The 13,690-nt window shown below is 58.0% G+C and carries 13 protein-coding genes; 7 read left to right on the top strand and 6 right to left on the bottom strand.

Annotated elements, in window-relative coordinates:
• Window positions 1-5 precede the first annotated feature (5 nt).
• The 6 genes from pxpA to SPG90_RS01940 all read right to left on the bottom strand — a co-directional run bounded on the left by pxpA (window position 6) and on the right by SPG90_RS01940 (window position 5,094).
• Window positions 6-746, bottom strand: coding sequence for a 5-oxoprolinase subunit PxpA (gene pxpA, locus SPG90_RS01965; protein ID WP_063408977.1), 741 nt, complete (start codon window positions 744-746; stop codon window positions 6-8).
• The gene (gene pxpC / locus SPG90_RS01960) at window positions 733-1,665 is read right to left on the bottom strand and encodes a 5-oxoprolinase subunit PxpC (RefSeq protein WP_023310785.1); all 933 of its coding nucleotides are present in this window, start codon (window positions 1,663-1,665) and stop codon (window positions 733-735) included. The genes pxpA and pxpC overlap by 14 nt, the downstream gene beginning before the upstream one ends.
• The gene (pxpB, locus tag SPG90_RS01955) at window positions 1,659-2,315 is read right to left on the bottom strand and encodes a 5-oxoprolinase subunit PxpB (protein ID WP_045402199.1); all 657 of its coding nucleotides are present in this window, start codon (window positions 2,313-2,315) and stop codon (window positions 1,659-1,661) included. The genes pxpC and pxpB overlap by 7 nt, the downstream gene beginning before the upstream one ends.
• Before the next feature lie 14 nt (window positions 2,316-2,329).
• Window positions 2,330-3,073 (bottom strand): type 2 GTP cyclohydrolase I, encoded by a 744-nt coding sequence (locus SPG90_RS01950; RefSeq protein ID WP_023310783.1) that lies wholly within the window; start codon window positions 3,071-3,073, stop codon window positions 2,330-2,332.
• A gap of 10 nt (window positions 3,074-3,083) precedes the next feature.
• Window positions 3,084-4,496, bottom strand: coding sequence for a deoxyribodipyrimidine photo-lyase (gene phrB, locus SPG90_RS01945; protein ID WP_126302886.1), 1,413 nt, complete (start codon window positions 4,494-4,496; stop codon window positions 3,084-3,086).
• Between the two features lie 391 nt (window positions 4,497-4,887).
• Entirely contained in the window at window positions 4,888-5,094 is a 207-nt protein-coding gene (locus SPG90_RS01940) for a YbfA family protein (protein WP_023310781.1), read from the bottom strand.
• Between the two features lie 309 nt (window positions 5,095-5,403).
• On the opposite strand from SPG90_RS01940, the gene kdpF reads away from it, so the two are divergent.
• The 7 genes from kdpF to speFL all read left to right on the top strand — a co-directional run bounded on the left by kdpF (window position 5,404) and on the right by speFL (window position 13,573).
• On the top strand, window positions 5,404-5,493 hold the full coding sequence (kdpF, locus tag SPG90_RS01935; protein WP_014069365.1) for a K(+)-transporting ATPase subunit F: 90 nt from the start codon (window positions 5,404-5,406) through the stop codon (window positions 5,491-5,493).
• Window positions 5,493-7,172 carry a potassium-transporting ATPase subunit KdpA gene (kdpA, locus tag SPG90_RS01930; protein WP_023310780.1) on the top strand — a complete coding sequence of 560 codons (1,680 nt, stop codon included), beginning with the start codon at window positions 5,493-5,495 and terminating at the stop codon, window positions 7,170-7,172. The genes kdpF and kdpA overlap by 1 nt, the downstream gene beginning before the upstream one ends.
• Before the next feature lie 18 nt (window positions 7,173-7,190).
• On the top strand, window positions 7,191-9,239 hold the full coding sequence (gene kdpB / locus SPG90_RS01925; protein ID WP_023310779.1) for a potassium-transporting ATPase subunit KdpB: 2,049 nt from the start codon (window positions 7,191-7,193) through the stop codon (window positions 9,237-9,239).
• 12 nt (window positions 9,240-9,251) lie between these two features.
• Window positions 9,252-9,827, top strand: coding sequence for a potassium-transporting ATPase subunit KdpC (gene kdpC, locus SPG90_RS01920; RefSeq protein ID WP_023310778.1), 576 nt, complete (start codon window positions 9,252-9,254; stop codon window positions 9,825-9,827).
• Entirely contained in the window at window positions 9,828-12,515 is a 2,688-nt protein-coding gene (kdpD, locus tag SPG90_RS01915) for a two-component system sensor histidine kinase KdpD (protein ID WP_126302887.1), read from the top strand.
• On the top strand, window positions 12,512-13,189 hold the full coding sequence (gene kdpE, locus SPG90_RS01910) for a two-component system response regulator KdpE (RefSeq protein WP_008501074.1): 678 nt from the start codon (window positions 12,512-12,514) through the stop codon (window positions 13,187-13,189). The genes kdpD and kdpE overlap by 4 nt, the downstream gene beginning before the upstream one ends.
• A gap of 279 nt (window positions 13,190-13,468) precedes the next feature.
• Entirely contained in the window at window positions 13,469-13,573 is a 105-nt protein-coding gene (speFL, locus tag SPG90_RS01905) for a leader peptide SpeFL (protein ID WP_003858645.1), read from the top strand.
• Window positions 13,574-13,690 lie beyond the last annotated feature (117 nt).

Raw genomic sequence — 13,690 nt, 5'->3', positions numbered from 1 at the left:
CGTCATTATTCGGCGCTGACGAGGATACCCTCTTCAGAGAACGCTGCCCGCAAGCGGCGCGCGAACTGGAGCGCATGCTCGCCATCGCCGTGTAAACATACCGTATCGGCCTGCACGTTTGCCGGTGTTCCGTCCACGGCGATCACCCGCCCGGCGCGCACCATCTCCAGCGTCTGCGCCAGCGCTTTAGCTTCGTCGGTAATCAGCGCCCCGGCCTGCGTCCGCGGCACCAGGCTGCCGTCCGGCTGGTATCCCCGATCGGCAAACACTTCCTGACGGGTGGTCAGGCCCAGCCGTTCTCCGGCACGAATCAGCTGGCTGCCCGCAAGGCCTACCAGAATCAGCTGCGGATTACAGTCCCGCACCGCGCGGGCAATGGCGTCCGCCAGATCCGCATCTTTCGCCGCCTGGTTGTAGAGCATGCCGTGCGGCTTCACGTGGCGCATCACGCCGTTCTGGGCGCGCACCATCGCCTCCAGCGCGCCGATCTGGTAGAGCACCTGAGCGTAGACCGTCTCAGGGGGCAGATCCATCGCCGTACGGCCAAAGTTTTCCCGATCGGGAAAGCTGGGGTGAGCCCCAATCGCGACGCCGTTTTTAATGGCATTACGCACGCTCTCCAGCATGGTTTGGGCATCACCCGCGTGAAAGCCGCAGGCGATATTGACCGAAGTGACCAGGGTCATCAGTTCCGAATCAGCGCTGCTTCCCTCCCCCAGATCGGCGTTCAAATCAATCTTTACCATCAAGCCTCCACGCCAGCTGTTCAAGATAACGCTGCTGATCCTGCCGCGCCTTAAGCGCCTCCTCCAGCGAACACTGCACGAAGTGAATCGGCTGGCCGAGGGGAATTTGCGCCAGATGGTAGCGATCCGCTTCAATGATGCAGGCAATGCGCGGATAGCCGCCGGTAGTTTGCGCATCGTTCATTAATACGATGGGCTGACCGTTTCCCGGCACCTGAATAACCCCAGGCAATAAACCGTGGGAGAGCAGCTCCCGGTCCGTCGTGCGGGTCAGCGGCTGCCCCTGAAGGCGGTAGCCCATGCGGTTACTCTGCGGGCTGATCTTCCACGGCGCACGCCAGAAGGACTCTTTAGAAGCCTCGTCAAACTCATGATATTCCGGCCCCGGTAAGGCGCGGATCTGGTTTCCCCACAGCAGCTGTTTTACGCCCTGCGTGGTCGAGAAATGGCGCGCGGAGGGTTTGATTGCCAGCCGATCGCCGTCGCGCAGCAAACGTCCTTCGTGACCGCCGATCCCGGCCTTCTGATCGGTACTGGATGAACCCAGCACCTCCGGCACGTCAATGCCACCAGCCACCGCGAGATAGCTACGCACGCCGTGCAGCGGACGTTTGAGCGTCAGGCGCTGCCCGGCTTTCGCCCGCAGCCGCCAGCCGGTCCACACCGCTTTACCATCCAGCGTCGCATCACACCCTGCGCCGGTTAAGGCAAACCAGGTTTCCTGACCAAACTCAATCACACACTGACCCAGCGTAATTTCTAGCGCCGCCGTGCTGCCTTCGTTGCCCACAAGCAGGTTGGCAATCTCCAGCGAAGGACGGTCAAGCGCACCGCAGTAGCTCACGCCCGACTGGCGCAGACCAAAGCGACCGGCATCCTGTACGGAGGTGTAAAGCCCGGCGCGAATAAGCGTTAACATACCCCCTCCTTCTGCGGAATAAAGCGAAGGGTATCCCCGGGACGCAAGAGTATTGGCGTCTCCAGCCCGGGTTCAAATAACGGTGTCGCGGTATGCCCTATAAGCTGCCAGCCGCCAGGAGATGTCAGCGGATAAACGCCGGTCTGCTCACCGCCGATAGCCACCGTCCCCGCCGGCACGCTCACGCGCGGCTCGGCACGGCGTGGCGTATGCAGCCGGGGAGATAATCCGCCCAGATACGGGAATCCGGGCTGAAACCCAAGGAACCAGACCACGTAGTCAACCGAGCTGTGCAGCTCAACAACCTGCTTTTCTGTTAATCCGCAGTGGTCTGCCACCACGCCAAGATCTGGCCCACCCGTACCGCCATAAACGACCGGGACCTGAATGGCACGCGACTCCGGTTCCAGCGCCTCGCTCTCTTCCCACCAGCGCTGCAAACGTTCAATGGCATCCAGCGCCAGGGTATGCGGGCTACGCAGCACGACGGTTATGTTATTCATACCCGGAATGGTCTCAACCACTTCAGGCATGTCGGCCAGACGCTGGGTCAGCCGCCAGATACGCTTTTGCGTGGCAAGCGTCACCGGTGGTTCAAGCTCCAGAACCACTGCGGTTTCACCCAGAAGATAACAACGTGCTCGCTGCACTTAACTACCTCTCGTCAGGCTGGGTTAGGGATATCAATAAAGGTCACATCCAGATCGGTATTTTCCGTCAGCCACTCGCTGAGGGCGCGAATGCCGCCGCGCTCGGTGGCGTGATGGCCAGCCGCGTAAAAATGCAGCCCCTGTTCACGCGCCGAATGAATGGTCTGCTCGGAAACCTCGCCGGTGATAAAAGCATCGACGCCGAAGCGCGCGGCGCTGTCGATAAAGCCCTGTCCGCCACCGGTACACCATGCGACACGCTTCACCGTATCCGGACCGGTATCACCGCTCCACAGCGGGCGACGGCCCAGGCGCGCTTCAATCCACGATGCCAGCTCCAGCCCCGGAACCGGCATCGCCAGCTCGCCCCACGGCACCAGCGGTTCAATCTCACCCATAACGGTAATCCCCAGTAGCTGCGCCAGCTGGACGTTGTTGCCGAGCTCCGGGTGTGCATCCAGCGGCAGATGGTAGCCGTACAGGTTGATGTCATTAGCCAGCAGCGTTTTCAGACGATTGCGCTTCATCCCGCGAATAATCGGCGATTCGTTTTTCCAGAAGTAACCGTGATGAACAATCACCGCGTCGGCGTTCTGACGAACGGCCTCGTCCAGCAGAGCCTGGCTTGCCGTCACGCCGGTGATAATTTTTTGCACCGTCTCGCGTCCCTCAACCTGGAGCCCGTTCGGGCCGTAATCGCTGAAAGAGGTACTGTTCAGTTTTTCGTTAATCAGGCTTTCCAGTTCGCTGTTTTTCATCATCACTCTCTTATGCTTTGCGGGCAGCTTCGTACGCCGCCAGCGTGGCGACACGCGCCTGTTTATGGTCGACAATCGGACGAGGGTAATCCAGCTTTACACGCTGTTTATCCGCCCATGCCCACGGTTCGTGGATCGCTTTAGCAGGTATACCGTTAAGTTCAGGAACCCAGCGGCGGATAAACTCGCCGTCCGCATCAAATTTTTGCCCCTGCGTGGTCGGATTGAAAATCCGGAAATAGGGTGCGGCATCGGTGCCGGTAGAGGCCGCCCACTGCCAGCCGCCGTTATTCGCCGCGAGATCGCCATCGATCAGCTGAGAGATAAAATAGCGCTCTCCGATACGCCAGTCGATAAGCAGATCCTTCACCAGAAAGCTGGCGGTAATCATTCGCAGGCGGTTATGCATCCACCCCGTCTCATTAAGCTGACGCATGGCGGCATCGACTATCGGATAGCCCGTCTGCCCGCTTTGCCAGGCTTTCAGCTGCTTATCATTCGATTGCCACTTTACGTTATCGGTCCAGCCAATGAAGGGCCGATGCTTACATAAACCTGGATGAAAGGTCATCAGATGGCGATAAAACTCGCGCCAGACAAGTTCATTCAGCCAGACAGACCCTGCGCCGCCCTCCAGCGCCTGCGGCTGCTCCGCCAGCAGACGGTGCAAACACTGGCGCGGTGAGATCGCGCCCAGCGCCAGACAGGCCGACAGGCGGCTGGTACCCTCGATGGCGGGAAAATCCCGACGCGCGTCGTAACTGGCCGCGTCCTGCTTGCAGAACTGGCGCAGTTGGGCGATGGCAGATTTCTCATCGGCGGGGAACAGCGTTTCATCAAACGGCTGCTGAGGGTAATCAAACGTCAGCTCAGGTAGCTCTTTTATAGCTTCGCCTCGCACGGCAGGCGCGGCAACGCACTCCGGCAGCGCCTCTTTCAGACGTTTGATAAAGGCATTTTTGAACGGAGTAAAAACTTTATACATCTCGTGGTTGCCGGTCATCACGCTGCCCGGTGCCAGCATCACGCTGTCATCAAACCCTTCGCAGACCACCCCTTCCAGCATCTTCTCCAGCTGACGGTCGCGCTGCTGCTCGTTGAATTCGTACTGATAGTTGTAAAAAAGATGCGTGACCTTGTGCTGCTTACAGATCTCCTGCACCGTCTGAAGCTGTGCGGCAAAATCACCCACCTCTTTATAGAGAAGCGGTATGCCTTTTCCAGCGAGCGAGTGCTGCAGATCGTTCAGATACGCCCGGAGCAAGGCCGCCTGCCGGGGGGCCATATCGTGCTGCCGCCACTGCTCGGGCGTGGCCATAAACAGTGCCAATACGTTAGCGTCTTTGGCGCGGCAGGCTGCCGCAAGGGCGATGTTGTCATGTGCGCGCAGGTCCGCGCGAAACCAAACCAGATGGGTGGGCATAAAACTCCAGGCAATTATCCATTATGTCCGTAAGGGCATGCCGTAAAAGGAAAAAGCATGCATTGAACTACTTTGCCATGAAGTGTAGACGGGATGAAATAAAAAAGGCCGCCCGAGGCGGCCTTACAGACTGCTAACAAAGAGCTTGATGTGCGTTTCGCCCGGCGGCGCTACGCTTGCACGGGCCTGGAATGAAACATGCCATACTTGATATCCTTGCACTGTGTAGGCCGGGTAAGCGCAGCGTCACCCGGCAAGAAAGAGGGCTAAATATATGCCTGTAACCTCTGACGAGGGCCTGAAGCCACCCAACGGACCGCGAATCCCGAGGGACAAAAAAACCGCCACATTGCTGTTGGCGGTTTTTTTATTGCTATGTGTAGTCTTCGTATCAGTAGAAATCGCAGGTCGCTTTCTCGGCCTGATCCATCCACACCGGCTTCTCGCTGGTTTTCGCCCAGACGCGGTGCAGATAGCTGTAAAAACGTGCACGATCTTTCCAGAACAGCATCACCGGCAGAGCCAGCACGCCAGCCACTACGGCGAAAGCGCGGCGCAAGAACACGATATGAGCCGGATACTCTTTATAAAGATCCATATTTTTCTCCCCTATAGTTGGCCGGAAACGTCATCCGGAAAATTCAAAATCTGTGACCTGGCTAAAATAATATCGCTTTGTTTGTAATTTTACTACTCATCCGACCACTTATTTTTGCCCATTTAGTGAATATTTACATTCTCTCCGTAATTAAGTTACAAAAAAGTTAACGATTTACTTATCAATAGTTAAATTGTGGGCTTTGCCATTTTTATACTTTTTTTACACCCGCCCTCCCCATTTTTGCGAAATCTTTGCGCCGGAAATCCTACCGTTAGTACAACAACGAAAGTCACCCGGAGGTGGATTGTGAGTGCAGGTCTTATTGCCGGCATCGTGCTGGTGTTCCTGTTATTGGGTTATCTGGTCTATGCCCTGATAAATGCGGAGGCCTTCTGATGGCTGCTCAGGCGTTTCTGCTTATTGCCAGCTTCTTAGTGGTACTGTTCATTCTGGCAAGGCCACTGGGATCGGGACTGGCACGATTAATCAACAACGTCCCTTTGCCCGGCACGGGAAGCGTTGAAAAAGGGATCTGGCGCGTACTGGGAATAGACGATCGGGAGATGAGCTGGCGTCAGTATCTGATCGCCATTCTGCTGCTGAATATCGTTGGGCTCATTGCGCTTTTTGCCATGCTGATGTTGCAGGGCATCCTGCCGCTGAATCCGCAACAGTTACCGGGCCTGTCCTGGCATCTTGCGCTGAACACGGCGGTGAGCTTTGTCACTAACACCAACTGGCAGTCCTACGCCGGTGAAACCACGCTGAGCTATTTCAGCCAGATGGTCGGGTTAACCGTGCAAAACTTCCTCTCGGCCGCCAGCGGTATCGCGGTGATCTTCGCGCTGACGCGTGCGTTTGCGCGTCAGAAAATCAATACCCTGGGTAACGCCTGGGTGGACCTGACCCGCATTACGCTGTGGATCCTGCTGCCAATTGCGCTGCTGATCGCTCTGTTCTTCATCCAGCAGGGCACCCTGCAAAACCTGATGCCTTACGCGTCCTATACCTCGCTGGAAGGTGCAAAACAGCTCCTGCCGATGGGGCCTGTAGCGTCACAGGAAGCCATCAAAATGCTCGGGACGAACGGAGGTGGCTTCTTCAACGCCAACTCGTCGCATCCGTTTGAAAACCCTACCGCATTGACAAATTATGTGCAGATGCTGGCGATTTTCCTGATCCCCGCCGCGCTCTGCTTTGCCTTTGGTGATGTGGTTAACGATCGCCGTCAGGGCCGCACCTTGCTCTGGACCATGTCTCTGATCTTTGTGGTCTGCGTGGCGCTGGTGATGTGGGCTGAATGGAGCGGCAACAGCCATTTCATGCAGCTGGGGGCCAACAGCAATATCAACATGGAAGGTAAAGAGAGCCGCTTTGGCATTCTCGCCAGCAGCCTGTATGCGGTGGTCACCACGGCGGCCTCGTGCGGGGCAGTCAACGCCATGCACGATTCCTTTACGGCGCTGGGTGGCATGATCCCGATGTGGCTGATGCAGATTGGCGAAGTCGTCTTTGGCGGCGTAGGTTCGGGTCTGTACGGCATGCTGCTGTTCGTGCTGCTGGCGGTGTTTATTGCCGGTTTGATGATTGGCCGCACCCCGGAATACCTCGGTAAAAAAATCGACGTTCGCGAGATGAAATTAACCGCGCTGGCGATTCTGGTCACCCCGGCGCTTGTGCTGCTCGGCACCGCGCTGGCGCTGATGACCGAGGCCGGACGCAGCGGCATCTTTAACCCCGGCATTCACGGTTTTAGCGAAGTACTGTATGCCGTCTCCTCTGCCGCCAACAACAACGGCAGCGCCTTTGCGGGCTTAAGCGCCAACTCACCGTTCTGGAACTGCCTGCTGGCGTTTTGCATGTTTGTGGGCCGCTTTGGGATCATTGTGCCGGTGTTGGCGATTGCCGGATCGCTGGTGAATAAAAAAATCCAACCGACCACCACCGGGACATTGCCGACCCACGGCGCGCTGTTTATCGGCCTGCTGACGGGTACCGTTTTACTGGTCGGCGCCCTGACCTTTATCCCCGCCCTCGCGTTAGGCCCGGTCGCGGAATACCTCTCTTTACGCTGATTTTGCGGAGAAATTGTCATGAGTCGTAAACAACTGGCCCTGTTCGAACCGTCATTAGTTCGCCAGGCGCTCATGGATGCGGTGAAAAAGCTGAGTCCGCGCGTGCAGTGGCACAACCCGGTGATGTTTATTGTCTGGGCGGGAAGCGTGCTGACCACCGCCCTGGCGATTGCCATGGGTACGGGCCACATGCCGGGAAATGCGATGTTTACCGGCGCCATCAGCCTGTGGCTGTGGTTTACCGTGCTGTTCGCCAACTTTGCGGAAGCGCTGGCGGAAGGCCGGAGTAAAGCCCAGGCCAACAGCCTGAAAGGGGTGAAGAAAACCGCCTTCGCGCGCAAGCTACGTGAACCGAAATACGGCGCGCAGATGGACCACGTTCCGGCGGATGAACTGCGCAAAGGCGATGTGGTGCTGGTGGAAGCCGGGGACATTATCCCTTGCGACGGTGAAGTCATCGAAGGGGGCGCCTCGGTGGACGAAAGCGCCATTACCGGGGAATCCGCGCCTGTTATCCGCGAATCCGGCGGCGATTTCGCCTCCGTGACGGGCGGGACGCGCATTCTCTCCGACTGGCTGGTGATCCAGTGTAGCGTTAACCCGGGGGAAACCTTCCTAGACCGGATGATCGCCATGGTGGAAGGCGCGCAGCGTCGTAAAACGCCGAACGAGATTGCCCTGACCATCCTGCTGGTAGCCCTGACCATCGTCTTCCTGCTGGCAACCGCGACGCTGTGGCCGTTTTCCGCCTATGGCGGCACCGCGGTCACCATCACGGTGCTGGTGGCGCTGCTGGTCTGCCTGATCCCCACCACCATTGGTGGCCTGCTGTCAGCCATCGGCGTAGCCGGCATGAGCCGTATGCTCGGTGCCAACGTCATCGCCACCAGCGGGCGGGCGGTGGAAGCCGCCGGTGACGTGGACGTCTTACTGCTGGATAAAACCGGGACTATTACCCTCGGTAATCGCCAGGCGTCAGATTTCCTGCCCGCCCCGGGGGTGGATGAAAAAACGCTGGCGGATGCCGCACAACTCTCTTCGCTTGCCGATGAAACCCCGGAAGGCCGCAGTATCGTGATCCTCGCCAAGCAGCGCTTTAACCTGCGCCAGCGCGACGTTCAGAGCCTGCACGCCACTTTCGTGCCCTTCACAGCGCAAACCCGCATGAGCGGCATTAACATTCAGGATCGCATGATCCGCAAAGGCTCTGTTGACGCTATCCGTCGCCACATTGAGGCCAACAACGGCCACTTCCCACCTGAAGTGGACAGCCTGGTCGAAAGCGTGGCCCGTCAGGGGGCGACGCCGCTGGTGGTGGCCGAGGGCGCACACGTGCTGGGGGTGATTGCCCTGAAGGATATCGTCAAAGGCGGTATCAAGGAGCGCTTTGCCCAGCTGCGTAAAATGGGGATCAAAACGGTGATGATCACCGGGGATAACCGTCTTACCGCCGCGGCGATTGCCGCCGAAGCGGGCGTGGATGATTTTCTTTCCGAAGCCACACCGGAAGCGAAACTGGCGTTGATTCGTCAGTATCAGGCGGAAGGCCGCCTGGTGGCGATGACCGGCGACGGTACCAACGACGCCCCAGCCCTGGCGCAGGCCGACGTGGCGGTGGCGATGAACTCTGGTACCCAGGCGGCAAAAGAGGCGGGCAACATGGTCGACCTCGACTCTAACCCGACCAAGCTGATTGAAGTGGTGCACATTGGCAAGCAGATGCTGATGACGCGCGGGTCGCTGACTACGTTCAGTATCGCCAACGATGTGGCGAAATATTTCGCCATCATTCCGGCGGCGTTTGCTGCGACCTACCCGCAATTAAACGCGTTGAACGTGATGCACCTGCACTCTCCGGCATCGGCCATTCTGAGCGCAGTCATCTTTAACGCTCTGATTATTGTCTTCCTGATCCCGCTCGCGCTGAAGGGCGTGAGCTATAAGCCGCTCACGGCCGCCGCCATGCTGCGCCGCAACCTGTGGATTTACGGGCTGGGCGGGCTGGTGGTGCCCTTCATCGGTATCAAGGTGATCGACCTGCTGTTGACGCTGTTCGGCCTGGTTTAAAAGGTGAATCAAATGACGATGTTACGCCCCGCTATACTTCTGTTTATTCTGCTGTCTCTCATTACCGGCGGGCTGTACCCGCTGGTGACCACCGCGCTGGGCCAGTGGTGGTTTAAGGATCGGGCCAACGGCTCGCTGATTATGCAAAACGGTGAAAACCGCGGTTCGCGCCTGATTGGTCAGAACTTTACGGATGCCCGTTACTTCCAGGGACGCCCTTCCGCCACTGCCGAAAGCCCGTATAATCCGATGGCATCCGGCGGCAGTAACCTGGCGGGCAGCAACCCCGAGCTGGACAAAGCCGTTGCTGAGCGCGTGGCAGCCCTGCGCGCCGCTAATCCGCAGGCCAGCCGTGAGGTGCCCGTAGAGCTGGTGACCGCCTCGGCCAGTGGGCTGGACTACAGCCTGACGCCGGCAGCCGCGGCATGGCAAATCCCGCGCGTCGCCGCGGCCCGTCAGCTGACCGTCGAGCAGGTTAGCCAGCTGGTTGCAGAGCACACGCAAAAGCCGCTGGTCAGCTTTATCGGCATGCCCGTGGTGAATATTGTTGAGCTGAATCTGGCGCTGGACGCGCTAAGGAAAAACTAAATGACCGACGAGCCCATGCGCCCGGATCCGGACAGGCTGCTTGAACAGACGGCCGAAGCCCATCGCGGCAAACTGAAAATTTTCTTTGGCGCCTGCGCAGGCGTCGGGAAAACCTTCGCCATGCTGACGGAAGCCCAGCGGCTTCGGGCGCAGGGGCTCGATATTCTGATCGGCGTGGTTGAAACCCACGGACGTAAAGAGACGGCATCACTGCTGAAGGGGCTGGCAACCCAGCCGCCCCGCCGCATCAGCCATCGCGGTCGGTTAGTCACTGAATTCGATCTCGATGCCGCCCTCGCCCGCCGCCCCGCGCTTATCCTGATGGACGAGCTGGCGCACAGCAATGCGCCAGGCTCGCGCCACCCCAAACGCTGGCAGGACGTTGAAGAGTTACTTGAAGCCGGTATCGATGTGTTCACGACGGTTAACGTTCAGCATCTCGAAAGCCTGAACGACGTGGTCAGCGGCGTGACCGGCATTCAGGTGCGCGAGACGGTGCCCGACCCCTTCTTTGATTCTGCCGATGAAGTGGTGCTGGTCGACCTGCCCCCCGACGATTTACGCCAGCGCCTGCATGAAGGCAAAGTCTATATCGCCGGCCAGGCCGAGCGCGCCATCGAGCATTTCTTCCGTAAAGGCAACCTGATTGCCCTGCGCGAGCTGGCCCTGCGTCGTACTGCCGATCGCGTCGACGATCAGATGCGTGCCTGGCGCGATCTGCAGGGCCAGGAGCGCGTCTGGCATACGCGAGATGCCATCCTGCTGTGCGTAGGGCACGGCAGCGGCAATGAAAAGCTTGTCCGCACCGCCGCGCGCCTGGCGGCCAAATTTGGCAGCGTCTGGCATGCGGTGTATGTCGAAACGCCACAGCTGCACGCGCTGCCCGAGAACCAGCGCCGCGCGATATTGAGTTCGCTTCGCCTGGCGCAGGAGCTGGGTGCCGAAACCGCCACCCTTTCCGACCCTCAGGAAGATAAAGCTATTTTGCGCTATGCCCGTGAGCACAATCTGGGGAAAATCGTGATTGGCCGTCGCCAGCATCGCCGCTGGTTTAGCCGCGAATCGTTTGCCGACAAGCTGGCCCGCCGCGCACCGGATCTGGACCTGGTGATCGTGGCGCTGGATGATAAGCCCACGCCGTTACCCAGCCGCGCGCCGGACAGCCGTGCCTTCAGCGATAAATGGCGCATTCAGCTGCGCGGCTGTCTTGTCGCCGTCGTGCTCTGCGCCCTGATTACCGTGATTGCCAGCCAGTGGCTGATCGCGTTTGATGCCGCCAACCTGGTGATGATCTACCTGCTTGGCGTAGTGGTGGTGGCGCTCTTTTACGGGCGCTGGCCGTCGGTACTGGCGACGGTGATCAACGTCATCAGCTTCGATCTGTTCTTTATTGCTCCGCGAGGGACGCTCGCGGTGTCGGACGTACAGTACATTCTTACCTTCGCGGTGATGCTCACCGTCGGGCTGGTGATCGGGAATCTGACGGCGGGCGTGCGCTATCAGGCGCGTATTGCCCGCTATCGCGAGCAGCGCACGCGCCATCTCTATGAGATGTCGAAATCGCTGGCGGTGGGCCGCACGCCGCTGGATATCGTACAGACCAGCGAGCAGTTTATTCGTTCGACGTTTCATGCCAGCAACCTGATTTTACTTCCGGACGAACACGGCAAGCTGCGCCCGCTGACGTCGGCCTCAGGCATGACGCCCTGGGACGAAGCCATCGCGCGCTGGAGCTTTGACAAAGGCTTACCGGCGGGCGCAGGGACCGACACCCTGCCCGGCGTTCCCTATCAAATTCTGCCCCTGCGCAGCGCCGATAAAAATCAGGGGCTGGTCATCGTGGAGCCTTCCAACCTGCGCCAGCTGATGATCCCCGAACAGCAGAGACTGCTGGAGACCTTTACCCTACTGGTTGCCAGCGCGCTGGAACGACTGGCCCTCACCGCCAGCGAGGAACAGGCCCGTCTGGCGAGCGAGCGTGAAAGCATTCGTAACTCGCTGCTGGCGGCGCTGTCTCACGATCTGCGTACCCCGCTCACCGTCCTGTTCGGCCAGTCAGAAATTCTGACGCTGGACCTGGCGGCGGAAGGCTCTAAACATGCCCTTCAGGCCAGCGAGATCCGCCAGCACGTGCTGAATACCACGCGCCTGGTGAATAACCTGCTCGACATGGCGCGTATCCAGTCGGGCGGTTTTAACCTCAAAAAAGAGTGGCTCACGCTGGAAGAGGTGGTGGGCAGCGCCCTGAAAATGCTCGAACCCGGTCTGGGCGGGCGACATATCGCGCTGAACATGCCCGAGCCCCTGACGTTAATTCATGTCGATGGTCCGCTGTTTGAACGGGTGCTGATCAACCTGCTGGAAAATGCCGGCAAATATGCGGGCGCCAGTGCTCAAATTGGCGTTGATGCGACAGTGGAAGATGGCGCGCTTCGCCTTAACGTCTGGGATACCGGCCCCGGCATTCCAGCCGGGCAGGAGTTGGCTATTTTCGAGAAATTCGCACGCGGCAATAAGGAGTCGGCCATTCCGGGCGTGGGGCTGGGGCTGGCGATTTGCCAGGCAATCATTGACGTCCACGGCGGGTCCATTTCCGCAGAGAATCGTCCCGAAGGCGGCGCACGTTTTTGTGTTACACTTCCTCTGGAAACCCCGCCAGAACTTAATGAATTACCAGAGGATTTGTGATTAACGTTCTGATTGTTGAAGATGAGATCGCCATTAGCCGTTTTCTGCGCGCTGCGCTGGAAGGAGACGGTCTGCGCGTTCATGATGCGGGTACGCTTCAGCGGGGTTTAATTGAGGCCGCCACCCGCAAGCCGGACCTGGTGATCCTCGATCTTGGACTCCCGGACGGCGACGGCATCGATTTTATTCGTGAAGTCCGCCAGTGGAGCCAGATGCCGATCCTCGTGCTCTCCGCGCGTACGGAAGAGACGGATAAAATCGCGGCGCTGGATGCCGGGGCGGATGACTATCTGATTAAACCTTTTGGTATCGGCGAGTTACAGGCTCGCCTTCGCGTGGCGCTGCGTCGCCACAGCGCAACCACGCCTGCTGACCCAACCTACACGTTTGGGGATATCCGGGTTGACCTGGCCGCGCGGCGTATTGTGCGCGGTGAAGAAGAAATCCATCTGACGCCAATAGAATTTCGCCTGCTCGCCGTTCTGCTCAACAACCACGGCAAGGTTCTCACCCAACGCCAGCTGCTAAGTCAGGTGTGGGGGCCCAACGCGGTGGAACATAGTCATTATTTACGCATATATATGGGACATCTTCGTCAGAAACTCGAAGTTGACCCCGCTCGCCCTCGCCATTTATTAACTGAAACCGGTATCGGTTATCGGTTTATGCTTTGAATAACTATTCATTTTATTTTTAAATAAAATCAAAATACCTCAGAAAATATTTCATAAATAACCCATGCATTATTTTTACGGGTTATTCTTGTTCATTTAAAACATTGATAACACAACCTGTTAACGTAACACCAACAAATCAGAATTTTGATCTGCGATATTCATCTAAAACGAATATTTATTTCTAATTTGATCGGTTAACGGTGATCTACCTCACGGTTAATCGCCTTTTCCTGGATAAAATGACCATGCTTTCAATTACTGAAAGGAAAATGAAACATGGAAAACAACAATCGCTTAATGCCCCATATAAGGCGGACAACACATATCATGATGTTTGCCCACCGAAACTGCTTTGACTTTCATCTCTTTAATGCCCGGTAGTCCTTCGACTTCTGGCGCACCCGCTTACAGGTTATCCTGAAACACCTTATTTTACAGGCGATTGCCTGTGAACTCATGCGCTCATTCATTTTAATTCAGACTCATCCGCACCGGGCG

Source organism: Enterobacter sp. D2, assembly GCF_034427575.1.
GTDB lineage: Bacteria > Pseudomonadota > Gammaproteobacteria > Enterobacterales > Enterobacteriaceae > Enterobacter > Enterobacter cloacae_M.
Note: the sequence above shows the minus strand (reverse complement) of the source record. Positions and strands in the feature narration are given on the sequence as shown.

Coding starts and splice junctions, on each gene's coding strand:
- kdpD (WP_126302887.1), top strand. CDS start 9,828: ATGACCGACGAGCCCATGCGCCCGGATCCGGACAGGCTGCTTGAACAG.
- kdpB (WP_023310779.1), top strand. CDS start 7,191: ATGAGTCGTAAACAACTGGCCCTGTTCGAACCGTCATTAGTTCGCCAG.
- SPG90_RS01950 (WP_023310783.1), bottom strand. CDS start 3,073: ATGAAAAACAGCGAACTGGAAAGCCTGATTAACGAAAAACTGAACAGT.
- speFL (WP_003858645.1), top strand. CDS start 13,469: ATGGAAAACAACAATCGCTTAATGCCCCATATAAGGCGGACAACACAT.
- SPG90_RS01940 (WP_023310781.1), bottom strand. CDS start 5,094: ATGGATCTTTATAAAGAGTATCCGGCTCATATCGTGTTCTTGCGCCGC.
- kdpC (WP_023310778.1), top strand. CDS start 9,252: ATGACGATGTTACGCCCCGCTATACTTCTGTTTATTCTGCTGTCTCTC.
- kdpA (WP_023310780.1), top strand. CDS start 5,493: ATGGCTGCTCAGGCGTTTCTGCTTATTGCCAGCTTCTTAGTGGTACTG.
- phrB (WP_126302886.1), bottom strand. CDS start 4,496: ATGCCCACCCATCTGGTTTGGTTTCGCGCGGACCTGCGCGCACATGAC.
- pxpA (WP_063408977.1), bottom strand. CDS start 746: ATGGTAAAGATTGATTTGAACGCCGATCTGGGGGAGGGAAGCAGCGCT.
- pxpC (WP_023310785.1), bottom strand. CDS start 1,665: ATGTTAACGCTTATTCGCGCCGGGCTTTACACCTCCGTACAGGATGCC.